The sequence below is a fragment of the Marinimicrobium sp. LS-A18 genome (genome assembly GCF_000463525.1).
Taxonomy (GTDB): domain Bacteria; phylum Pseudomonadota; class Gammaproteobacteria; order Pseudomonadales; family Cellvibrionaceae; genus Marinimicrobium; species Marinimicrobium koreense.
The window spans coordinates 799,431-820,941 of record NZ_AWEP01000005.1 but is presented as its reverse complement, the minus strand read 5'-3'; the positions used below and the strand labels follow the sequence as shown (position 1 = coordinate 820,941).

The window sequence follows — 21,511 nt, the reverse complement described above, 5'->3', positions numbered from 1 at the left end:
ATGAATCCCAATCGTAAGAGTTTTCAAAAACGCCTGATAGCTTCAGTTGTGGCCTCATCGGCCTTGGCTGGCTTCAGTGGCGGAGCAATCGCCCAGCAGGGTGAGCCAGCGCTTGAAGAGGTGGTGGTGACGGGTATCCGTGCCTCGCTTGAGCAGTCAATGGATATCAAGCGTGATTCGACCGGCGTCGTGGATGCTATTTCGGCGGAGGATATCGGTAAGTTCCCCGATACCAACCTGGCTGAATCATTACAGCGCATCACTGGTGTTTCTATCAGTCGCGAAAACGGTGAAGGTTCAGAAGTGACCGTGCGTGGTTTTGGCGCGGGTAATAATATGGTGACCTTGAATGGTCGTGTCATGCCGACGGCAGGCATCAACCGCGGGGAAGGCGGCGGTTCAAGATCCTTTGATTTTGGTAACCTGGCATCCGAGGCTGTTAGCGGGGTAGAAGTTTATAAGACCGGTAAGGCATCGATTGTCACAGGTGGTATTGGTGCCACCATCAACATTCTTACAGCGCGGCCGTTGGACAACCCCGGTTTTAACGCAACTGTTGGTGGCAAGGCGATGATGGACACCACCAACCGTGTCGGCGACGACGTTACGCCAGAGCTGTCCACACTGATCAGTTATTCTAATGACGACGCTACCTGGGGTGTTTCGCTAAGCGCAAGTCACCAGCAGCGTGACTCAGGTACCATTGGTGCCAACGTCAACGATTGGGGTATCTACGAGTGGGACAGCATTAATGCCCCACAAAGAGCGTGGAATAACACCGATGTAGATGTGGAAAATGCTCCAGAAGAAGGTCAGCTGTATTCCCGTTTCTTTGATCTGCGGTATGAGTTTACCGATACCCAGCGTACCCGCGATAATGCGCAGCTAACGCTACAGTTTGCGCCCAATGAAGATTTTACGGCGACCGTTGATTACACCTTTGCCGAAAATGAAGTTCAAGAAGCACTGGGGCAAACCGGTAACTGGATGCAGCAAGGTGCCAATATCCAGGCGGTTGAATTTGACAACCAGGAAATTGCCACCATGATTTATGCTCGTGAATCATACGCCGGTGGTATCGATGAAGGCTATGAGCAGCAGTGGGCAGAGACAACCGATACTCTGGAATCATTTGGTGTAAACCTCGAGTATCAAGTCAATGATGCGCTAAGCTTTGACCTGGATGTGCACGACTCAGAAATGCACGCTCGCGGTACTGGGCCCTTCGGTACTGGTTCGGTACGTATGGCTCTGGCTGCACCCGTCGTTGTTGGTCGTGAATGGTGGTTTGGCCGAGAGTTCCCTATTGTTGAAAACCAGTATGATGACAGCATAAATGATGCAAACAACAACGGCGTTGTTGATCCCGGTGATGTCAGCTCAACCATGCTCAATTTGCGCCAAGCCGACCAAAAAATGAGCGTCACCCAGGTTCAGCTTGACGGTACCTATGAGTTCGACAACGGCGCGATTGATTTTGGTATTGAATCACGCGAGATGGAGTCTCACACGCTTAACTACACGGCAAGCAACGTTGCCCTAGGTGGCTGGGAGGGGGCTTATCCTGGGGAGTTTGGCGATCTGGTAGAGCCCTTTGACATTCAAGGCGAATTTGAAGACTTCAATCCGCTTGATGGTTATGGCTTCAGGGCTAACGCCGCCGAATTGTACGACTATGCCACGAATGAGATTCCACGTTACTCTGATATCTTGCCGGCGCCGCTCAATCAATCGGCTGACAATCTGGTCAATGAGCAGATGACAGCGGCTTTTGCCCAAGTGTCGGTAAACGGCGACCTGGGTGATATGCCGTTCAATATTTTGGCTGGTTTACGCTATGAAACCACGGACGTAGAGTCCAGCTCTCTGGCGGCGGGCTATGTCACTATTTGGGAATCCAACAACGACGTTGCGATTAACGTCGACCCCTCGCAGCCCTCTAGCCTGGTTTCAGCTGAGGCCAGCTATGACAACCTGTTACCGAGCTTCGATTTCACCCTCAATATTACCAACGATTTGATTGGTCGCTTCTCAACCAGCAAAACCATTGCTCGGGCGGGACTGGGTGACCTGGGTGTTTCGGCAGACAGCTTCGGAGCTGGCGGTGGTTCAACCTACTTGGGGGCACGGCCTACAGCGTCCGCGTCAAACCCCGGTCTGCTACCCTTGGAGTCGACCAACTTCGACCTGTCGCTGGAATGGTATTACGACGATACAAGCTACGCGTCAGTTGGGTTCTTTGAGAAAAATGTGTTCAACTTTATCGGCTCCCAACAGGTAGAGCGTCCGTTGCTTGGCATTCGTGACGTCACCAGTGGTCCTCGGGCGCAAGAGGCGGCTGAAGAGCTGACTGACCGGGGCTTTGCGCTTAACGACGATAACCTGCACGGAATGATGGTCTTCAATGAGTTTATTGACCAAAACGGCAGTTACAACGACGCCTGGGTCAATGAATTTGGCAATGTTGACTATGCGGCAACCCAAGAGCAGAACGAGTTCCTCTCAGGTCAGCCAGGCGGGCTCTGGGATCTGAGATCACGTCCGGAAGATCCTGAGACTATCTTCAGAACCAATACGCCAAACAACGCTCGGGAAGCTAAAATTCACGGTGCTGAATTTGCGGTACAGCACTTCTTTGGTGATACCGGCTTTGGTGTTCAGGCCAACTACACGCTTGTTCGTGGAGATGTAGGCTTCGATAACCTGGGTTCCCCGGATGAGTCTCAGTTCGCTCTGGTAGGTTTAAGCGATACTGCAAACCTGGTAGGCTTGTACGAGAATTATGGCTTCCAGGCTCGTATTGCTTATAACTGGCGTGACAAGTACCTGAACGAGACGTCCAGAGGGGCCTTCGCTAACCCACGCTATATTGAGGACTATTCTCAAATTGACGTGAATGTGAGTTATGAGATCATCGATGGGTTGTTTGTATCCTTCGAAGGCTTGAACATCACCGGCGAAGACAGCCGTTCTCACGGCCGCAACTACGAGATGATGTGGGATTTGCGTGACTTGGGTCCGCGTTACACTGTAGGTGCGCGCTATACCTTCTAACTAAAATGATCTAAATTTTAATTAGAAGTCTTATCGTTGATAAGTAAAAAAGCCGCTGCAAAGCGGCTTTTTTATTTCACTCGCTAGATTTTGTTGTTATTCTTTATCTGCTCAGTAAGCTTCCCAATTTTCTTGAAGGTCAAATAAGAAAACCATGACAAATCCCGTATTTCTGAACAATGTATCCCATCACGATTTGAAAGTGATCCCAAGCTATAGCGCTGAGCTTGGAGACAACGTTGCTAGCGTTTTGGCTTTCCCGACAGAGTTTGTCGAGTTGCAAAAAGAATATCCTATTTTGATCAGGAAGAACTCTGAAACGAAAACATTTCAAGCGACCGCCCTTTTAGGGTTCAATAAAGAAGAGAATCTTTACTTGGATCCAACTTGTAGGTCGGGTTGGGCTGCAAACTATATCCCTGCGGCAATAGCTAAAGGCCCATTTTTGATTGGCATGCAGTCTCAAGATGAGGGCTCCAGTGACGCGCCTGTGGTCCATATAGATTTGGATCACCCTAAAGTGAGCGAGCAGGATGGATATCCGCTATTTTTAGAGCATGGCGGGACTAGCCCATATTTGGAGCGTATAACGAGCGTTCTGAAAGTAATACATGAAGGTATCGCCACTCAAGACGTTATGTTTAGTGCCTTCTCGGAATTAGGCTTGATTGAGCCGGTCGCTATCGATATAGATTTGAACAACGGTGAGAAACGTCAACTCGTCGGGAACTACACTATAAATGAAGAGAAGCTCGCGTCGCTTAGTGGGGATAAACTGGAGCAACTGAGCAAGCGTGGTTTTCTCCCCTTGGCCTATGCTGTAATTGCCTCTATGACAAATATACGGAAGTTGATAGAAATCAAAAATGGCAGAGAGCGGTGATGTCAAAATGGTCAAATTGAGCTTAATGAAGATATATTATGGTAACGATTGCCACTAAAACTGCTGTTATTACCGACTACTCAAGCGAATCCTTGGACGAGAGCGTCATAGCATCTAAAAATCCGGTAGTTATCAAAGGTCTGGTTAAACATTGGAAGCTCGTAGATGAAGGACGGCAGTCAGACAGCAGCGCCATACGCTATCTAAAGTCATATTATAATGGCCGACCTTCGTTTGCCTGTATCGGCCCACCTGAAATCCAGGGGCGCTACTTTTATAATGATCAACGCACACAGCTTAATTACGATATTAAAAAGACGACAATAGATGAAGTTCTTGATCTTATAGAAAAAAGCTTTGCAGAGGAAAATCCAACCTCTTACTACATTGCATCCAACGTTATTGATACTCACTTCCCTGGTTTCAGGGCGGAAAATGACATTGCAATTCCCAGGCCGGATTTGGGCTACCCAATTGAAGACGTTCGGGCGAGTATCTGGATTGGCAACCGTACGACCGCTTGCTGCCACTACGATGCCTCGGATAATCTAGCGTGCTGTGCAGTGGGCAAGCGTCGGTTTACACTCTTTCCACCTGATCAAATAGCCAATCTCTACCCAGGACCCTTGACTCCCACTCCTGGGGGGCAGGCGTTAAGCATGGTTGATTTCGATAATCCGGATTTCGAACAATACCCCAATTTTGCCGAAGCAATAGAGCACGGGCAGGTTGCTGATCTAGAGCCCGGCGATGCCTTGTATCTGCCAAGTATGTGGTGGCATCAAGTGGAGTCCCAAAGTCGCTTTAATGTCCTGATCAATTATTGGTGGAGTGACTCCGCCAAACATATGGGCCCAGCAATGAATGTGTTGTACCACGCACTGTTGAGCTTGCGTGATAAACCCGAGCACGAAAAACAAGCTTGGAAACATATCTTCGATTATTACATCTTCGGTGACCCGGACCGGGCAGGCGCTCATTTACCTGAGGAGGCGCGTGGATATCTTGGTGAAATTGACTCAGCTAAAGCCCGGATGTTGCGCGCTTTTCTGCTAAATAAACTTAACCGATAAATTGTTGAAGCCTGTTGGTGATGTGGGTGGTTAGCGTTGCAAAATACTAGTGTAAAAAGAGTGGTAATAGCTGGCGGCGGTACTGCTGGCTGGGTGGCTGCTGCAGCATTGGCCCACCAGCTCGGGAAACTGATCGACGTGGTTTTGGTTGAGTCCGATCAAATTGGTACGGTTGGTGTGGGTGAGGCGACAATTCCACCCATGAGAGCATTTCATAGACTGCTCGGTATTGATGAACAAGAGTTTATGCGTTCTACTGAGGCGGTATTTAAGCTCGGTATTGAGTTCAAGAACTGGGGGCAGGTGGGTGAGCAGTATTTTCATCCTTTTGGCGCCACGGGCCAAAGTAGTTACCTTGCTGATTTTCAGAACTTTTGGCTGTATGGAAAGAGCAAAGGCATACATGCTGAATTTGAAGATTATAGCTTAGCCGCACAGGCAGCCAAAGCCAATAAATTTGCCATCTCGAAGAAAGGCAGCCTTAATTTCGCCTATCATTTGGACGCCACCCGTTACGCCCAGTTTTTACGACAGTTCAGTGAAAAGTTAGGGGCCAAACGTGTAGAGGGAAAAATTCAACACGTGCAGCAACACGTGAATGGTGACATTAAAGCGCTTCAGTTGGAGTCCGGCGAAGTGGTAGAAGGCGATCTGTTTATTGATTGTACGGGATTTACCGGCCTGTTGATCGATAAAACGTTGAAAGTGCCTTATGAAGATTGGACGCACTGGTTGCCGTGTGACAGTGCCATTGCTGTTCAAACCGAGTCGGTTGAGTCGCCTCGACCTTACGTTACCTGTACGGCTCACAAAGCCGGCTGGCAATGGCAAATACCATTGCAGCATCGAGTGGGAAATGGCAATGTTTTCTGTAGTAAGTTCATGTCGGGCGATGAAGCAACGCAGCACCTTTTGAATAACGTTCAAGGCGAGGTCAGAACTGAGCCCAGGGTAATAAAATATAAGACCGGGCGACGTAAAGTCTTCTGGACCAAGAATTGTGTTGCACTCGGACTGTCAAGTGGTTTTGTTGAACCTCTGGAGTCCACCAGTATCTATATGTTCATGATCGGAATCATTCGTTTGATGCGGATGTTTCCTTTCAATGGAGTTACCCAGCCAGTCATTGATGAATATAACAAGCAAAATATTGCTGAGCTGGAAAATGTTCGTGACTTTATTATACTGCACTACCACGCTACATCTCGCGAAGATAGCGAGTTCTGGCGCTATTGCAAGCACATGGATATTCCAGAGTCGCTATCCCATCGTCTTGAGCTGTTTAAAGAAAACGCTCTGGTTTTTCTGGGTGAGAATGAACTGTTCAGGCTTAGCTCCTGGTTACACGTAATGCTAGGCCAAGGTATTATGCCGAAACGCTATCACTCGATATTTAGCACCATGTCGGATGAGGAGATGGTGGGTCACCTGAGCAATACTCGTAAAACAATTTCCGATGCGGTAAACAAGCTTCCAACCCATCAGGAATTTATTAATCATTACTGCAAGTCGCGCCGTTGATGGCGAGTCGTTCAGTTATCGTTAAGTCCAATGCGAGCATTAAACGATCATCGGCCTATTATCAATGGGCCGCTGTTTTTCGTTTTCCGCACCGAGTGCACTCGTAGAGAGTAACCAACTTCCCCTGCTTGACATCAAACTTCTGCTCGGTAACCACCTTCCACTTATGAAAGCCACTGCGGCACAAGGTTTTACCCTTGTGCTTTTCTTTGGCGCTGGGCCGTTTGAAGGCTATGACGTTGTCGCTCACAGTTCGGTCTCCTGGTCGGTTCCGGAATTGTGAGCGAAGGCTATTCCTCGGTCAACAGGAGCCGGGCCACGCCCCCTACGTGGGAGCGCCACCGGGTCTCCTTGCCGTCCACTACAGGCCAGCGGTGAATATCGTGAACAGGTGCGTTGTTGGGCAGCCATGATTCTGAAACGCCCCTCAAGCGCTTACGCCAGCGTGGAGCCTCAAGTGCGGGATGCGGTATCCTTGCGGAGTATTGTTACGAACCGTCCGAGGAGACTTACGTGTGAATACTCAACTCAAAGCACTGGAACTGGCCCGCGAGGGGGATTGGCACGGCGCTCACGACCTGGTGCAGGCTCAAGATGACCCTCTCTCCTGCCTGATTCACGGCTACCTGCATCGCGAAGAGGGCGACCTGGGCAATGCAGGGTACTGGTATCGTCGCGCGGGAGAGACCTTGCCGGACAACACCCTGGATGAGGAGTGGCAACGACTGCGGCAGCGCGCCGCTGACTGATCTGCCATTGCGCGATCGGAGGTTGGCACAAAAACCATTAAAAGTGGTCCGCATAAGCGGCAGCCCCTGCTACTATGAGCTATCTTGAAGAGGTATCGGGCCGGAGGCCCCAGACCGAGGTACTCATGCTATCTGCCGACATTCTCAGGCGACACCAGGCTTCATGGTTGGGGCCTGCCCCCGACTCAACCGATCGACCGACGCTGATTCTTGCTCACGGTTTTGGCTGTGATCAGCAGATCTGGGCGCCGGTGGCGGACGTCCTGGCCCGGGAGTATCCGGTGGTGCTGTTTGATCACATCGGTTGCGGCCGCTCCGACCGAAGCGCGTTCGACGCTGAGCGTTACGCCGACCTCTCGGCTTATGCCGAGGATCTGGTCGAGCTGGTGCAGGCCCTCGGCCTGAAGCGGCGGCCCATTCTGGTCGGGCACTCGGTCAGCGGTGCCATTGGCTGGCTGGCGTCGATGGCCGAGCCGGAGCTGTTTCGCCAGATTATTGCCATCGGGCCTTCACCCCGCTACATCAATGATCCGCCGGATTATATCGGTGGGTTTGAGGCCGAAGACGTGGGTGAGCTGCTGGACCTGATGGAGCGCAATCACTTCGAGTGGGCCGGTTATCTGGCACCGATCGTCATGGCCAACGGTGACCGCCCCGCCCTCGCCGAGCAGTTGCGTGAGAGTTTTCTCAATGCCGATCCGGCCATGTCCCGGCGTTTTGCCGAAACCACTTTTCTCTGTGACATACGCACTCAGCTACCGCACGTTCAGGTACCCACATTGGTGCTGTACTGCGAGCAGGACGTGATTGTCCCGACCGCAGTGATCGAATACCTCGAATGGGCGCTCCCCAAAGGAATCATCCGGCGGCTCGACGCCACGGGGCACTACCCTCAGGTCAGCAACCCTGGGGCGGTGGCCCGTGCCGTGATTGAGGGCGCCCAGGGTGCAGCCTGACATAGACCGCCTGCCGGGAGGCCTTATCGTTCTCGACGAGGCCAACATCGTGACCGCCGTCAATCGCACGCTCTGCGATTGGCTGGGCCGGGCCGAGACTGAGTTGGTGGGGCATGCGCCAGAGAGCCGGATGACCGGTGGTTCCAGAATCTACTATCTGGGGCATGTGTTACCGGCGCTGCGCTTGCACGGCCACGCCGAGGAAATGACCCTGACCTTTACCAACGCTTCCGGGCAACCGCTACCGGTGCTGCTCAGTGCATCCTCGGTAGCCGGGGATGAACCGGGGTATCAGTTACTGCTGCTGCCCATGCAGCGACGCAACCTGGTCGAGGAACAACTGCAGCAGGCGCGCAAGACAGCGGAGCAGGCGACGGAAGAAAAGGCCCTGGCTCTGGAGCAGGTACAGGCGCTCGCCCATGAACTGGAGCAGCGCCAGGAGCAGCTTTCCGAGCTCAACGCAAAACTGGAGTTGATGGCAACACAAGACCCGCTCACCGGCCTGGCCAATCGCCGGGTTTACGATCGACAGATAGAGGCACAGCTGGCGCTGTTCCACCGCACGCGCACGCCTTTTGCACTCGTTCTCACGGACATTGACCTCTTTAAACGAATCAACGACCGCTTTGGTCACGACGCGGGCGATCGGGTGCTGAAGGATGTTGCTCAGTGCCTGCATCAGGGGCTGAGGGAAATTGATACGCTGGTGCGCATGGGCGGTGAGGAGTTTGCGCTTATTCTTCCGAGCACTACAGCGGAACAGGCGATCAGGGTCGCCGAGCGCAAGCGCGAACTGGTGGCGCAGTATGGCGGTCGTTACGGTGAAGTCACCATGAGTTTCGGTATTACCGAAGTCTGCCCGCACGACACCAAAAGCCTGCTCTATGGGCGCGCCGACCGGGCGCTTTACAATGCCAAGCATCAGGGGCGAAATCGGGTGTGTGTTCGCTGAGGATTTTTTTGGGGCCTGACTTTCACCGGACGCAACGTCCGCTCGCGCGGTATTACCAGACTGCGGTAAGGTCACTCAATATTCTGGATCTGCTCCCGCATTTGCTCGATCAATACCTTAAGCTCCACCGCCGATTGAGTGGTGTCCGCCACAATGGCTTTTGACGAAAGCGTATTCGCCTCGCGGTTCAGCTCCTGCATCAGAAAGTCCAGCCGGCGGCCCAGGGAGTTTTTCTGGGTCAGGGTGTGCTTCACCTCGGCGACGTGGGTGTCGAGGCGATCCAGCTCTTCGTCCACGTCGGCCTTCTGTGCCAGCAGGGTAATCTCCTGCTCCAGGCGTTCCGGGTCCAGGTCGACCTTCAGTGCTTCGATTTTACTCTGCAGTTTTTCGCGTTGGGCGGTCAGTATTTCCGGTAACCGCTCGCGCAGTTTCACCACTTCGGCGCTGATGCTGTCCAGCCGCTGGTGAATGAACTGCACCAGCTCGCCGCCTTCCCGGGTGCGATGTTCCAGCAGTTGTTTCAGAGTCTGGTCAAACAGCGCCAGGGCGGCTTCAATCAGGGTGTCGCGATTGAGTTCGGCCTGTTGCAAGACGCCGGGCCAGCGCAACACCTCCAGCGGGTTGATCGGTGCGGCATCGTGCAGCTCGTTGCCGATGGTGTGCGCCGCTTCGGCGAGCTGGCGGACTCTGGGCAGGTTGATGCCCAGAGCCTGGTCGGCGCCCTCTTCCTTCTGCACGGTCAGGCTCATCTCCAGCTTGCCCCGGTGCAGGCTCTTGCGGATGCGCTCGCGCAGATGGGGCTCGATTTCGCGCAGATCGTCGGGCAGACGGAAGGCCGGCTCCAGGTAGCGGTGGTTGACGCTGCGGATCTCCCAGGTGAGTGTGCCCCAGTCGAACTGCTGCGATGTGCGGGCAAAACCGGTCATACTGCGTGGCATGGGCGATCCTCTGTCTGAATGCGGCGGTGACACTGTGGGGGCGGAGCTGGTAGGCTTCGCTCCCATTAAACCGGCGATGTTACCACAGACGACTTTTTCAAACCCTTTGACAGTACAGGACTCCGATCATGACCGAGACGACCGTTCAGCGCCCCAGTGGCCGCCAGCCCGACCAGTTGCGCGATGTGCGCCTGACCCGCCGTTACACCAAGCACGCCGAGGGTTCGGTGCTGGTGGAATTTGGGGACACCAAGGTGATCTGCACCGCGAGCGTGGTCGAGGGCGTGCCGCCTTTCCTGCGCGGCAAGGGCCAGGGCTGGCTGACCGCCGAGTACGGTATGCTGCCCCGCTCCACCGGCTCGCGGATGAATCGCGAAGCGGCCCGTGGCAAGCAAGGGGGGCGCACGGTGGAAATCCAGCGCCTGATCGGCCGCTCCCTGCGTGCGGCGATTGATCTCGACGCGCTGGGCGAGAACACCATCCAGCTCGACTGCGATGTGATTCAGGCCGATGGCGGCACCCGTACCGCTTCCATTACCGGCGCCTGGGTGGCGTTGGCCGATGCGGTGACGTTTCTGCAGGAGAAGGGGTTGGTGAAGGACAGTCCGCTCAAGCGCGCCATTGCCTCGGTGTCCGTAGGCATTTATAAGGGCGTGCCGGTGCTGGATCTGGATTATCCCGAGGACTCCAGTGCGGATACCGATATGAATGTGGTCATGGGCGATGACGGTGGCATCATCGAAATCCAGGGCACCGCCGAAGCCGAGCCGTTTACCGAAGCCGAGTTTGGAGCCATGATGGCGTTGGCGAAGAAAGGGATTGGGGAGTTGAATCGGTTGCAGCAGGCGGCGTTGGCGGAGTAACCCGGACCGGATTGCGATGGATGCAACCGAGGGTTGCGTAGGGCGGATAAGCGAAGGCGCATCCGCCGTTACCCCATCCGCCGCTACCCCACCCGAACGCATCAAAGCTCGATATCGTAATCCACAATCACCGGCAGGTGGCTGGAGAACTGCTGAATCTTGTAAATGGCCGCATGCTCGACCCGCTGGCCAATGGGCGCTGACACGATCTGCATATCGGTGCGCCAACCCTCGCCCTCATTGATTTTGCTGCTGGGCCACCAACTGTATTCGTCCGGGTCCTTGTTGGCCTTGCGAAAGGCATCCACATAGCCGATCTGGTTGAACACCTGGCTCAGCCACTGCCGTTCGTGGGGCAGAAAGCCGGATTCGTGCTCATTTTTCTCCGGGTTGGTCACATCCCGGGGGGTGTGCGCCATGGCCCAGTTGCCGCAGAAGATGAACTCGCGGCGCTTGCGGGTAATCTTGTCCAGATGGGCCTGCAGGTCGTCGAAGAACTTGATCTTCACTTCCTGGGATTCCATTTCCGAGGTAGCACTGGGCGCCAGCATTGAGCCAATGCTCAGCTGTTCGTAGTCAATCTGCAGGTAACGACCTTCCATATCCACGCCGGACGAGAACCCCAGGCCAAAAATCAGGGCCTTGGGCTGCTTGCGGGTGTAGATGGCCACGCCGTTGTAGTGCGGTGTCCCGGAGTCGAAGAAGTAGCTGAAATAACCGTCCAGTTGAAATACCGGCTTGTCTTCCAGTTCATATTCCAGTGCGCGCAGATCCTGCAGACAGATGACGTCTGCGTCCTGGCTGTCCAGCCAGTCAAACAGACCGCGCTGAGCCGCCTGGAAAATACCATCGACGCTAAGACTGATAACTCTCATATTAGCCCCTTGTTAACGGACTGTGTATGATACCCGAGCTTGTTATCTTTGTGTTAATTAGTGACAGAAAAACCCCGGAATTCAGCCGTTTGGAGGCCATTTCCGCACTTTAGTTCGGGACCAGTGAACGGCTGGGCAGTGCAGGCGGTCCCTCGATGGTTATAATTGGGGGCACGGGCGTGACCGGTGGTTGATGGCGAGCCCTTGCAGTGTCAGCCGTTATTCTTTTTCAATCTAGCGTACTTTTGAGAGTTTTGCATGGAGAACTACCAGCGCGACTTTATTGAGTTGGCCATTGAGCACCAGGCCCTGGGCTTTGGCGAGTTTACCCTCAAATCCGGCCGGGTCAGCCCGTATTTTTTTAACGCCGGCAAGTTTCAGACCGGTCGGGCACTGGCGAGGCTGGGGCGTTGCTACGCGGCGGCGCTGATGGCCTCTGGCGTTGAAGTGGACCTGATCTTCGGCCCGGCCTACAAAGGGATTCCCCTGGCCACCACCACCGCCGTGGCGCTGGCCGACCACCACGACCGGGATCTGCCCTACGCGTTCAACCGCAAGGAGGCCAAGGACCACGGCGAGGGCGGCTCTCTGGTGGGCGCACCGCTGGACGGTCGGGTGCTCATTGTGGACGATGTGATTACTGCGGGAACCGCCGTGGGTGAGTCCATGAAACTGATTCGTTCGGCGGGCGCTGAACCGGCGGGGGTGTTGATTGGTCTTAACCGTCAGGAGCGCGGCAAGGGCTCCCTGTCGGCGATCCAGGAAGTGGAGCAGCAGTACGGCATTCCGGTGATCAGTATTGTCAATCTGGACGATGTGGTGGCCTACCTGAAAGCGGACAAAGCCCGCCCAGAGGTAGTGGCGGCCATTGAGGCCTATCGCGCCGAGTACGGCGTGTAATCAGAATCCGCTCCCAAGCGCGATGGAGCAACGAGGGCGTTATGCGTAAATCAGTGTTGTGGTTCTCGGTATCCTGCCTCCTGGGTCTGGCGTCGCTGGCCCAGGCGCAAGAGAAAGTGTACTACCGATACACCAACGATGAAGGCGTGCAGGTGCTGGAAGATCGCATCCCACCCAAGTACGTCCCGAGAGGTTACGAAGTCGTGTCCATGTACGGGGAGGTGCTTAAAACCGTGCCCCCCGCGCCCAGCGATGAAGAGTTGGAAGCCGAGGCCCGCGAGCGGCAGGCCCGACAGGCGCGTGAGGCCTACGAGCAGGAACTGAAGCGCCGGTACAGCACGGTCAAGGATATCGAGGACGCGAAACGGCGCAGTCTGGCGGAGCTGCAGGGCAATATCAGTATTCTGGAGAGCAACCTGAGCAATGTGCGCTTGCAGATTCGGGACCTGGAGAGTCGGGCGGCGCGTCTGGAGCGCAGTGGCCAGGAGGTGCCCGAGTCGGTACTGGTCAATCGGGGGACGTTGAAAACCGAAGTGCAGGAAATACAGGCGCAGATCCGTCATCGCCAGGAGGAGTACGACGAGGTGGCGGACAAGTTTGATCAGGACATTGAGGCATTCGCCGAGATCCGGGCGGCTGAGGGCCGCCGCTGAACCCCCGAGGCGCGAATCAGGCCGGAACCTGTTCGCGCATCAGGCCGCTCACCAGTACCGGCCACTGTTCGGCCCAGTGCTCGGTCGGTGGGCGCCGGAACTGACTGCGCACAAACTGGGTGATCCGCCCATCGGCGCAGGCCATCAACAGATTGGCGGCGGCCGACAAGGGCAAATTGGGCCGTAACCCCTCTCGCAATTCCGCTTCTCTCAACACCTGCTTCAACTGGGTTTCCACCCGCTCAAATAGCTGGGCCACGCGCAGCCGAAGCCGTTCGGTTTCGCCGGTCAGGGCGTCGCCGGTGAGCAACCGGGTGATGCCGGGGTTGCGTTCGGTGAAGGTCAGCAGCAGTAGCAGAATCTTCTCGCACCGGCGCAAAGCGGCCGGCTCCTCCGACAGGATCAGGGAGATGCGGGTGAAAATCGTGTCTTCGATAAACTCGATCAACCCTTCAAACATCTTGGACTTGCTGGGGAAGTGGCGGTACAGCGCCGCTTCGGAGACGCCCACTTCCCGAGCCAGGGCGGCCGTGGTGATACGGGCACCGGGGCTGGCTTCCAGCATGTGAGCCAGAGACTCCAGAATCTGTTGGCGGCGGGAGGATTTGGCGGTGGGCTTGCTCATGGCGGTCCATAGGTTGTCAGGGGTGGATCCTTCGGCGCGGCCTCAGGACGTTTCAGGCGACGGGGATATCCTAGCACAGGATGCGGGGCTTGCCCCATCGCCTCCGATTTTCGGTGATCAGCGCGGCCTTCGGGCGCGTTACTGAGTGGCTTGCTGCGCCTTGTTGGTGATCAGCGTGCCGACGCCAGCGTCGGTGAAGATCTCCAGCAATACCGCGTGGGCGACCCGTCCATCAATGATGTGGGCACTGTTCACGCCGCTTTTCACCGCATCCAGCGCGCAGCCGATTTTGGGCAGCATGCCGCCGTAAATGGTCCCGTCAGCGATCAGGCCGTCCACCTGCTGCGTGGTCAGCCCGGTCAATACTTCGCCATTCTTGTCCTGCAGGCCGGCCACGTTGGTCAGCAGCATCAGCTTCTCGGCCTGCAATACCTCGGCAATTTTACCGGCCACCAGGTCAGCATTGATATTGTAGGACGCGCCGTCATCGCCCACCCCGATCGGGGCAATCACTGGAATGAAGTCACTGTTGATCAGCATATCGATCACCGAAGTATTGATACTGGCAACCTCGCCCACGTGACCGATGTCGATGATTTCCGGCGCCTGCATATCCGGCGTCTGGCGCTTGGCTGAGAGCTTTTTGGCTCGGATCAGTTGCCCGTCCTTACCGGTAATGCCGATGGCGTGGCCGCCGTTGTGATTGATCAGGCTGACGATCTGTTTGTTCACGGTGCCACCGAGCACCATTTCCACCACGTCCATGGTTTTACTGTCAGTCACCCGCATGCCATCGACAAACTCGGATTCGATGTTGAGCTGCTTGAGCAGATCGCCAATCTGGGGCCCGCCGCCATGGACCACGATGGGGTTCATGCCCACCAGTTTCATCAGCACGATATCCCGGGCAAAACTGTTCTGCAGTTCTTCGTCCACCATGGCGTTGCCGCCAAATTTGATCACGATGGTCTTGCCGGTAAAGCGCTGAATGTAGGGCAGCGCCTCGGTCAGTACCTGAGCCACGTTCATGGCCTGGGTGCGGTTCAGTGACATAGCGGGGTCCGTTGTTTAAAAGTACCTTGTTGAGGGTACGTTGGTTAAAAGTCGATCTGAAGCTGGCTGTCGATTTTCAACAGCTCGCGTTTAAACAGTTGCTGAATTTTGTTCAGCGCTTCCTCGGTTTCGCCTTCAAAGCGCAGGGTCAGGGCCGCGGAGGTGTTAGAGGCTCTGACCAACCCCCAGCCTTTGGCAAAGTCCACCCGCAGCCCGTCAATGGTGCTCGGCTTGCCGCTCTGGAAGTCGCCCTCGGCAATCAACCGTTCCACCAGGGCGAATTTCTGGTCGTCCTGCACCGGAATTTTCAGCTCCGGGGTGGAGGGCAGAATCGGAAAGGCGGCGAAGATATCGTCTATGGGTTGATCGCGCAAGGTGATGATTTCCAGCAGGCGCGCCAGGGTGTACAAACCGTCATCGAACCCGTACCAGCGGTCCTTGATGAAAATGTGACCGGAATACTCGCCGCCGATCAGCGCGCCGGTTTCGATCATCTTCGACTTCATGTGGGAGTGGCCGGTTTTCCACATGATCGGCCGACCGCCATAGCTGGTCACCAACTGGTTCAGCTGGCGGGAGCACTTCACATCGAACAGCACATCGGCCCCGGGGTTGCGTCCGAGCACGTCCCGGGCAAAGAGCATCAACAGTTGGTCCGGCCAGATGATCCGCCCCTGGGGGGTGACCACGATCAGGCGATCGCCGTCGCCATCGAGGGCCGCGCCGAGATCGGCACCGACCTCCTGTACCTTGGCGATAAGGTCCTGAAGGTTGGCTTCCTGAGTCGGGTCCGGGTCGTGATTGGGGAAGGTCCCGTCCAGGTCGCAGTACAGCGGTGTCACATCGCAGCCCAGCTCTTCGAACAGCCGGGGCGCGACCACACCGGGGACCGCGTTGCCCGCGTCGATCACCAGCGACACGGCACCGACCAGCGCGACGTCGGAGAAAATGCGTTCGATATAGTCGGTGATGATGTCGTGGCTGCGGGTCTCCCCTTCGCCCTGGTGGTAGTGCTGGCGCTGAATCCGCGAGCGTACATCCAGTACCGCATCATCGGCCAGGGTGACCCCGTTGATGATCATTTTGAAACCGTTGTAGCTACCGGGGTTATGGCTGGCGGTGACCATGACGCCGCTGCTGGTTTCGCTCAGGTGATGGGTGGCGAAGTACATCAGGGGGGTGGGGACTGTGCCCAGATCAATCACGTTGCAACCGGTGCTCGCAATCCCGCTGCGCAGGGCTTCGGCCAATACCGGGCTGTGCGTCCGGCCGTCCCGGGCGAGCACCATATCGGTTTCGCCGTGATCCAGCGCCTCGCTGCCCAGCGCCCGCCCGATATGCTCGGCCAGCTCCGGGGTGATTTCGGTATCGGCCAGACCGCGAATGTCGTAGGAGCGGAAAATCCCCTCGGGGATGCTCGGGCCTGACTGGCCCGCCTGGGTCGCGTCGGCGGCGGCGGTTTTGGTGGGCGCCTGGTCCAGGGCGAGAATGTCCTCGTCCTCGTCGCTGACATCCAGATCCAGAATGTCCTGGTTCTGGTACAACGTGTTGATCATGCCGATTTCTTCTTCGCCGTGCTCGTCCTGCGCGTCGGCGTTTTTGCCGCCCGAGCGCGCGGCGCCGGGCACCTGAATGGGACGGGCGCTCTGGCGCTGTCGGCGCTCAATCATATGGCCACTGAACCAGGCCAGCAGCAATCCGCCGATGGTGGTGGTGGACAGGACCAGCAGCCAGAGCGTCGGAAGCTCGCGGGTCTGGGCCACCAGCTCGGGCGAGGCCGTGAAGCTCAGGCGCCAGTGGCTATTGGGGATGGCGACGGAGTGCTTGGCGCCGCCCTCCCCCTGACCGCTCAGATAGACCGCCAGGGGATTGCTGCCCGGAATCTGTTGGTGCAGCTCGGTGCGCCCCAGGCTTTTACTGGCGGCATCCAGTAGTGAGCGCCAGCCGGTGTCATTGAGTGTGACCAGGAGGGTTCCCTCCACGGGCTCGTCGGCGGACGGCGGGATGGGTTCAATGACGTGCAACTGCCACTGTTGATCCACTTTGGCCAGCTCCGGTAGGTGATTGTCACGGCGCTCCGCCCGGCGGATCAGGTCGAGCTCGGCAAATCGGATGGGGGCGGGGTGGTCGCGTTCGACCCGAGCGCTGCCCACCGGAATCAGGCGTGCGGCCATGCTGTGCTCAATGCGCGCGGCAATCGCTTCTGCCGCTGACTGTCGGACCTCCGTTGAGCCCTGAAGCGCTGCAGCGGTGGCCGGTTCTGCCGCCAGTGCCGCCACGCGTTGGCGCAGCTCCCGAATATAGTCCTGCAGTGGCTGCGCACGCTGCTCGGTCTGAGCCTGCACCGCCGCCTCGAGTCGACGATCCTGAACATCCGTTACCAGAATGCCGTACAGCCAGTAACCCAGCAGGCCGTTCAGCACGAGTACCCCCAGCACCAAAGCGCCAATCAGCTTCTGGCGCGCCAGACGTGCCTGCTTTTGTCGTTGTTCCTTGGAAGTTCGGTTCGCCACGGTATCGGATTCCCGTTGTCGGTCTCTGGAATGGTTGTCGTCAGTCAGCGGGTATATCGGCTGAGCTCAGCGATCAGGGCGCGGGCCAGCCGGGTTTTGCTCATCGGGCCCAGGGCCAGCTCACGCTCGGCATCGATCAGGGTGACCGCGTTGTCATCACTGTTAAAACCCAGCCCCTCGCGGCTGATGTCATTGGCAATGATCGCATCCAGCCCCTTGCGCTCCCGTTTGCCGCGGGCGTATTCGAGCAGCTGTTCGCTCTCGGCGGCAAAGCCTATGGTGATGGGCCGGTTTTCTGTCTGGGCAACGGCGGCAATAATGTCCGGGTTTTTGGTCAGCGTAATCTGCAGTGTGTCCTCATCGCCTTTTTTCATTTTCTGCCGTTGATAGTCGGCCGGGCGGTAATCCGCCACGGCGGCCGCACCGATAAACAGATCGCACTGAGGTGCCTGCGCCAGGCTGGCCTCAAGCATCTCGAGGGCGCTGGTCACGTCGATGCGGGTGACGCGCTCGGGGGTCGGCAATCCGGTGGGGCCACTGATCAGCGTCACCCGGGCGCCTGCTTCAACAGCCGCTTCGGCTAAAGCGTAGCCCATTTTGCCAGAGCTGTGGTTGCTCAGGTAGCGCACCGGGTCGATGGCTTCCCGGGTGGGGCCGGCGGTGATCACCACGTGGCGACCCGCCAGCTGCCCGGTGGCAAACTGGGCTGCCATGGCCTCCGCCAGCGTGTCGGGTTCGAGCATCCGGCCGGGGCCGACTTCACCACAGGCCTGGCTGCCGTCGCCGGGACCGAGCAAGTGAATACCGCGCCCTTTTAGGGTCTCCAGATTCGCCTGCGTCGCCGGATTCTGCCACATACCCTGATTCATGGCCGGTGCCAGAATGATGGGCTCCCGGGTCGCAAGGCAGAGGGTGGTCAGCAGGTCATCGCCCCTGCCCTCGGCCAGGCGAGACATGAAGTTGGCGCTGGCTGGCGCCACCAGAATCCGGTCCGCCCAGCGGGCCAGCTCAATATGCCCCATGGCCGCCTCGGCCGCCGGATCGAGCAGATCGGTATGCACCGGATTGCCCGACAGCGCCTGAAAGGTCAGCGGGGTCATGAATTCGCGCGCCGAAGCGGTCATCACCACGCGCACGTCCGCGCCCCGCTCCTTTAGGCGGCGCACCAGTTCGGCACTCTTATAGGCGGCAATGCCGCCGGTGACACCTAACAGAATACGTTTGTTGGTCAGTGAACTCATGGCGATCCGGTCTGTGGAGGTCTGACAGCTTGACTTGAACCGGCTAAGATACCATTCTCTAGCCCCGAATCACTAGGACGACGCATTTCCAGACGATTTCAGAAGTCAGACGTTTCAAGACAGGGAGTCCCATCATGTCCATTGCCCAATGGCCCGAGGCCGAACGCCCCCGGGAAAAACTGCTCAGCCGCGGCCCCGCCGCCCTCTCCGACGCCGAACTGCTGGCCATCTTTCTGCGTACCGGCTGCGCCGGCAAATCCGCTGTGGACCTGGCGCGGGAGCTCTTGGCCGAATTCGGTGGCCTGCGCCCTTTATTGGAGGCCTCGCAGGCCGCGTTCTGCCGGGGCCAGGGCCTGGGCAGCGCCAAGTTTGCCCAGTTACAGGCCGTACTGGAAATGGCGCGCCGCCATTTATCCGCCAGCCTGGAGGCGGGCGATTCCCTGACCAGCCCGGATCTGGTCCGCCAGTACCTCAGCGCCCAGCTTCGCCATCGCCCGCACGAGGTGTTCGCGGTGCTGTTTCTGGACAACCAGCACCGACTCCGGGCCTTTGATGAGTTGTTTCAGGGCACGATTGATGGCGCAAGTGTTTACCCGAGAGAGGTGGTAAAGCGAGCACTTACTCACAACGCGGCCGCTGTGATTCTGGCTCACAACCACCCCTCCGGCGTGGCAGAACCGAGCCAGGCGGACCGCCGGATCACCGAGCGCTTGCGGGAGGCGCTGGATCTGGTGGGGGTGCGAGTGCTGGACCACATGGTGGTCGGCGACGGTGAAGTCGTCTCGTTCGCCGAGCGCGGTTGGTTGTGATCCCTCGAGTATTACTGCCGCTCTGTATTGTAGTGCTGCGGGACGGAGGGTTCCTTTGAGGCACGCCGCGAATACGGCTCTAACCGCTCTAAGCGATTGCTTCCAGGTCCGGCCATGAGCGGGGTATACCATTTGGAGACCCGCCGTGAACCCGTCCATGGGGGCTTCTCATCGGCATCCATGCCTCAGAGAGTCTCCAAATGGTATACCCCGCTCACGGCCTCAGTGCCCATAAAAGGCTTTGGGTGGGTAAAGTTCGATAGCATGATGTTTGGCACTGAGGGCCGGTGTCGGCTGTACTGTTTCTGGACCGTAGAGCGGGGGACCCGCGATCCGAGCCTACAGGGACGTATGTACGGCGTGTCCAGAAACAGTACAGCCGACACCGGACCGGACGTGAAGCACGCTCCTAGGTGTTGACTAAAAAAACACCAAAATCGGGAGAAAACATTGCTATTGCTCGTCGGTTTTGGTATAAAACGCGCCCTTATGCGGCTGGGTAGCCGGCCATAGCGCCAGGAGCCGCCCCCGGACCTCGTGTCCCCGGGCCGCAAATTGATCGAATCAGGCTACAAAAACACCCCGTGCTGGGCTGTGGTGTGGCAGCAACCAACCCGCAGCGCAGCGCGCTGAATACGACGAGGCAAGACCATGTCCAAGGTATGTCAGGTAACCGGCAAGCGTCCCGTTACTGGAAACAATGTATCTCACGCAAAAAACCACACCAAGCGTCGTTTTTTGCCCAATCTGCATTCTCACCGTTTTTGGGTGGAATCCGAGAAGCGTTTTGTGAAGCTGAAGGTTTCCTCCAAAGGTATGCGTGTAATCGACAAGCGCGGCATTGACGCCGTACTGACCGATCTGCGCGCTCGCGGCGAACAAGTTTAAAGGAGAATTCCCATGCGCGATAAGATTCGTTTGAACTCCACCGCGGGCACCGGTCACTTCTACACCACCGACAAGAACAAGCGGAACATGCCCGAAAAAATGGAAATCAAAAAGTTCGACCCCGTTGCCCGCAAGCACGTGGTCTACAAAGAAGGCAAAATCAAGTAAGCGATTTTGTGCTTCGTTCCGATCAGAACCCGGCCCCTGTGCCGGGTTCTGTCGTTTCAGGGGTAGGAATTGCGCCACTGAAACGTGAATCCGGTTCGAAAATCGTCCCCCGACCGTTGATCCCCCGCGCCGCTGTGCGATACTTCCCGCCAAGTGACAATGACCGATAACGCCCACCTCAGGGAGCTGCTTATGAAAACCGCTTGGAGTATTGGCGCCGCACTGGTGCTGTTGGCCGTCCCCGCGCTTGCGGATAACCACCGGGGTTTCTATGCCGGTATTGGTGGCGGGGTGGTCACCGGAGACGCCCGCACCCCCTACGATGAAGCCGAGATGCCGGTGGTCGAATTTTCGGCGGGATACAAGTACAACGGCCTGTTGGGGCTCGAGGCTCGACTGGGTGCGGGACTGAAGGACGACCGGGACATCAGCTCGGATTATTTTCTGGCTGAGCAGGCAACCGATGCCAGCCTGAGCGAGATCGAACGCGAGGTAAAGACCTACTCGGCCCTGTACTACCGCCCGGAAATCACCAATGAGGTAGCTCGGCTGTATGGATTGCTGGGCTACGCAGAGCTGGATACCCAGGTAACGCGCTGGCAGGGCAATACCGGCACCCAGGCTGACGACTCTCTGTCGGGCACATCCTATGGCATTGGTATGGGCTGGTTTGTGAACAAGCGGTTGAACTTCAATATCGAATATCGCCAGTTGGTCAAAACCGATGACTACCGTTTTGAAACCTACACCCTGCAATGGGACTATCGTTTCTGAGGTCGGTGAGCGGACGTCGGTAG

21 protein-coding genes are annotated in these 21,511 nt (G+C 57.0%); 14 read left to right on the top strand and 7 right to left on the bottom strand.

What is annotated here, in order from left to right; translation table 11 throughout:
- From N645_RS0111430 to N645_RS0111415, 4 genes are all read left to right on the top strand, one after another.
- The gene (locus N645_RS0111430; RefSeq protein WP_024461649.1) at positions 1-3,054 is read left to right on the top strand and encodes a TonB-dependent receptor; all 3,054 of its coding nucleotides are present in this window, start codon (positions 1-3) and stop codon (positions 3,052-3,054) included.
- 154 nt (positions 3,055-3,208) lie between these two features.
- Positions 3,209-3,937, top strand: a complete 729-nt coding sequence (locus N645_RS0111425) for a SapC family protein (protein WP_024461648.1) — start codon at positions 3,209-3,211, stop codon at positions 3,935-3,937.
- A gap of 38 nt (positions 3,938-3,975) precedes the next feature.
- Complete coding sequence (locus tag N645_RS0111420; RefSeq protein WP_024461647.1) at positions 3,976-5,010, top strand: cupin-like domain-containing protein; 1,035 nt, start codon at positions 3,976-3,978, stop codon at positions 5,008-5,010.
- A gap of 36 nt (positions 5,011-5,046) precedes the next feature.
- Complete coding sequence (locus N645_RS0111415) at positions 5,047-6,531, top strand: tryptophan halogenase family protein (protein ID WP_024461646.1); 1,485 nt, start codon at positions 5,047-5,049, stop codon at positions 6,529-6,531.
- A 61-nt stretch (positions 6,532-6,592) separates the two neighbouring features.
- Here N645_RS0111415 and N645_RS0111410 read toward each other — a convergent pair whose 3' ends face one another.
- Complete coding sequence (locus tag N645_RS0111410; RefSeq protein WP_024461645.1) at positions 6,593-6,781, bottom strand: hypothetical protein; 189 nt, start codon at positions 6,779-6,781, stop codon at positions 6,593-6,595.
- Between the two features lie 265 nt (positions 6,782-7,046).
- Here N645_RS0111410 and N645_RS0111405 point away from each other — a divergent pair, with 265 nt between their 5' ends.
- From N645_RS0111405 to N645_RS0111395, 3 genes are all read left to right on the top strand, one after another.
- The gene (locus N645_RS0111405; protein WP_024461644.1) at positions 7,047-7,280 is read left to right on the top strand and encodes a hypothetical protein; all 234 of its coding nucleotides are present in this window, start codon (positions 7,047-7,049) and stop codon (positions 7,278-7,280) included.
- 125 nt (positions 7,281-7,405) lie between these two features.
- Positions 7,406-8,236, top strand: coding sequence for an alpha/beta fold hydrolase (locus N645_RS0111400; RefSeq protein ID WP_036160894.1), 831 nt, complete (start codon positions 7,406-7,408; stop codon positions 8,234-8,236).
- On the top strand, positions 8,226-9,188 hold the full coding sequence (locus tag N645_RS0111395; protein WP_024461642.1) for a GGDEF domain-containing protein: 963 nt from the start codon (positions 8,226-8,228) through the stop codon (positions 9,186-9,188). Before N645_RS0111400 ends, N645_RS0111395 begins: the two co-directional genes overlap by 11 nt.
- A 71-nt stretch (positions 9,189-9,259) precedes the next feature.
- Here N645_RS0111395 and N645_RS0111390 read toward each other — a convergent pair whose 3' ends face one another.
- Positions 9,260-10,126 carry a YicC/YloC family endoribonuclease gene (locus tag N645_RS0111390; protein ID WP_024461641.1) on the bottom strand — a complete coding sequence of 289 codons (867 nt, stop codon included), beginning with the start codon at positions 10,124-10,126 and terminating at the stop codon, positions 9,260-9,262.
- A 128-nt stretch (positions 10,127-10,254) separates the two neighbouring features.
- On the opposite strand from N645_RS0111390, the gene rph reads away from it, so the two are divergent.
- Positions 10,255-10,989 carry a ribonuclease PH gene (rph, locus tag N645_RS0111385; RefSeq protein ID WP_024461640.1) on the top strand — a complete coding sequence of 245 codons (735 nt, stop codon included), beginning with the start codon at positions 10,255-10,257 and terminating at the stop codon, positions 10,987-10,989.
- A 101-nt stretch (positions 10,990-11,090) separates the two neighbouring features.
- Here rph and N645_RS0111380 read toward each other — a convergent pair whose 3' ends face one another.
- Entirely contained in the window at positions 11,091-11,864 is a 774-nt protein-coding gene (locus tag N645_RS0111380; protein WP_024461639.1) for an exodeoxyribonuclease III, read from the bottom strand.
- Positions 11,865-12,122: 258 nt separating this feature from the next.
- On the opposite strand from N645_RS0111380, the gene pyrE reads away from it, so the two are divergent.
- Both pyrE and N645_RS0111370 read left to right on the top strand, forming a co-directional pair.
- Positions 12,123-12,764, top strand: a complete 642-nt coding sequence (gene pyrE, locus N645_RS0111375; protein WP_024461638.1) for an orotate phosphoribosyltransferase — start codon at positions 12,123-12,125, stop codon at positions 12,762-12,764.
- Positions 12,765-12,805: 41 nt separating this feature from the next.
- Positions 12,806-13,417: a hypothetical protein gene (locus N645_RS0111370; RefSeq protein WP_024461637.1), complete on the top strand. Its 612-nt coding sequence runs from the start codon at positions 12,806-12,808 to the stop codon at positions 13,415-13,417.
- 16 nt (positions 13,418-13,433) lie between these two features.
- Here N645_RS0111370 and slmA read toward each other — a convergent pair whose 3' ends face one another.
- From slmA to coaBC, 4 genes are all read right to left on the bottom strand, one after another.
- On the bottom strand, positions 13,434-14,042 hold the full coding sequence (slmA, locus tag N645_RS0111365; protein ID WP_024461636.1) for a nucleoid occlusion factor SlmA: 609 nt from the start codon (positions 14,040-14,042) through the stop codon (positions 13,434-13,436).
- Between the two features lie 138 nt (positions 14,043-14,180).
- Positions 14,181-15,095 carry an acetylglutamate kinase gene (argB, locus tag N645_RS0111360; RefSeq protein ID WP_024461635.1) on the bottom strand — a complete coding sequence of 305 codons (915 nt, stop codon included), beginning with the start codon at positions 15,093-15,095 and terminating at the stop codon, positions 14,181-14,183.
- 44 nt (positions 15,096-15,139) lie between these two features.
- Entirely contained in the window at positions 15,140-17,608 is a 2,469-nt protein-coding gene (locus N645_RS0111355) for a phosphomannomutase/phosphoglucomutase (RefSeq protein WP_024461634.1), read from the bottom strand.
- Positions 17,609-17,652: 44 nt separating this feature from the next.
- Positions 17,653-18,849 carry a bifunctional phosphopantothenoylcysteine decarboxylase/phosphopantothenate--cysteine ligase CoaBC gene (coaBC, locus tag N645_RS0111350; RefSeq protein ID WP_024461633.1) on the bottom strand — a complete coding sequence of 399 codons (1,197 nt, stop codon included), beginning with the start codon at positions 18,847-18,849 and terminating at the stop codon, positions 17,653-17,655.
- A gap of 134 nt (positions 18,850-18,983) precedes the next feature.
- Between coaBC and radC the strand changes: the two genes are divergently transcribed.
- From radC to N645_RS0111330, 4 genes are all read left to right on the top strand, one after another.
- Positions 18,984-19,658, top strand: a complete 675-nt coding sequence (radC, locus tag N645_RS0111345) for a DNA repair protein RadC (RefSeq protein WP_024461632.1) — start codon at positions 18,984-18,986, stop codon at positions 19,656-19,658.
- A 651-nt stretch (positions 19,659-20,309) separates the two neighbouring features.
- Positions 20,310-20,546: a 50S ribosomal protein L28 gene (gene rpmB / locus N645_RS0111340; protein ID WP_024461631.1), complete on the top strand. Its 237-nt coding sequence runs from the start codon at positions 20,310-20,312 to the stop codon at positions 20,544-20,546.
- A gap of 12 nt (positions 20,547-20,558) precedes the next feature.
- Entirely contained in the window at positions 20,559-20,714 is a 156-nt protein-coding gene (gene rpmG / locus N645_RS0111335; protein ID WP_024461630.1) for a 50S ribosomal protein L33, read from the top strand.
- A 192-nt stretch (positions 20,715-20,906) separates the two neighbouring features.
- Positions 20,907-21,488 (top strand): outer membrane beta-barrel protein, encoded by a 582-nt coding sequence (locus N645_RS0111330; protein WP_024461629.1) that lies wholly within the window; start codon positions 20,907-20,909, stop codon positions 21,486-21,488.
- Positions 21,489-21,511 lie beyond the last annotated feature (23 nt).

What these genes read in the sequence shown, in the direction of transcription:
- N645_RS0111400 (WP_036160894.1), top strand. Translation starts at nt 7,406, where the DNA reads ATGCTATCTGCCGACATTCTCAGGCGACACCAGGCTTCATGGTTGGGG.
- radC (WP_024461632.1), top strand. Translation starts at nt 18,984, where the DNA reads ATGTCCATTGCCCAATGGCCCGAGGCCGAACGCCCCCGGGAAAAACTG.
- coaBC (WP_024461633.1), bottom strand. Translation starts at nt 18,849, where the DNA reads ATGAGTTCACTGACCAACAAACGTATTCTGTTAGGTGTCACCGGCGGC.
- pyrE (WP_024461638.1), top strand. Translation starts at nt 12,123, where the DNA reads ATGGAGAACTACCAGCGCGACTTTATTGAGTTGGCCATTGAGCACCAG.
- N645_RS0111420 (WP_024461647.1), top strand. Translation starts at nt 3,976, where the DNA reads ATGGTAACGATTGCCACTAAAACTGCTGTTATTACCGACTACTCAAGC.
- N645_RS0111425 (WP_024461648.1), top strand. Translation starts at nt 3,209, where the DNA reads ATGACAAATCCCGTATTTCTGAACAATGTATCCCATCACGATTTGAAA.
- slmA (WP_024461636.1), bottom strand. Translation starts at nt 14,042, where the DNA reads ATGAGCAAGCCCACCGCCAAATCCTCCCGCCGCCAACAGATTCTGGAG.
- rpmG (WP_024461630.1), top strand. Translation starts at nt 20,559, where the DNA reads ATGCGCGATAAGATTCGTTTGAACTCCACCGCGGGCACCGGTCACTTC.
- N645_RS0111370 (WP_024461637.1), top strand. Translation starts at nt 12,806, where the DNA reads ATGCGTAAATCAGTGTTGTGGTTCTCGGTATCCTGCCTCCTGGGTCTG.
- N645_RS0111430 (WP_024461649.1), top strand. Translation starts at nt 1, where the DNA reads ATGAATCCCAATCGTAAGAGTTTTCAAAAACGCCTGATAGCTTCAGTT.
- N645_RS0111330 (WP_024461629.1), top strand. Translation starts at nt 20,907, where the DNA reads ATGAAAACCGCTTGGAGTATTGGCGCCGCACTGGTGCTGTTGGCCGTC.
- rph (WP_024461640.1), top strand. Translation starts at nt 10,255, where the DNA reads ATGACCGAGACGACCGTTCAGCGCCCCAGTGGCCGCCAGCCCGACCAG.
- rpmB (WP_024461631.1), top strand. Translation starts at nt 20,310, where the DNA reads ATGTCCAAGGTATGTCAGGTAACCGGCAAGCGTCCCGTTACTGGAAAC.
- N645_RS0111390 (WP_024461641.1), bottom strand. Translation starts at nt 10,126, where the DNA reads ATGCCACGCAGTATGACCGGTTTTGCCCGCACATCGCAGCAGTTCGAC.
- argB (WP_024461635.1), bottom strand. Translation starts at nt 15,095, where the DNA reads ATGTCACTGAACCGCACCCAGGCCATGAACGTGGCTCAGGTACTGACC.
- N645_RS0111380 (WP_024461639.1), bottom strand. Translation starts at nt 11,864, where the DNA reads ATGAGAGTTATCAGTCTTAGCGTCGATGGTATTTTCCAGGCGGCTCAG.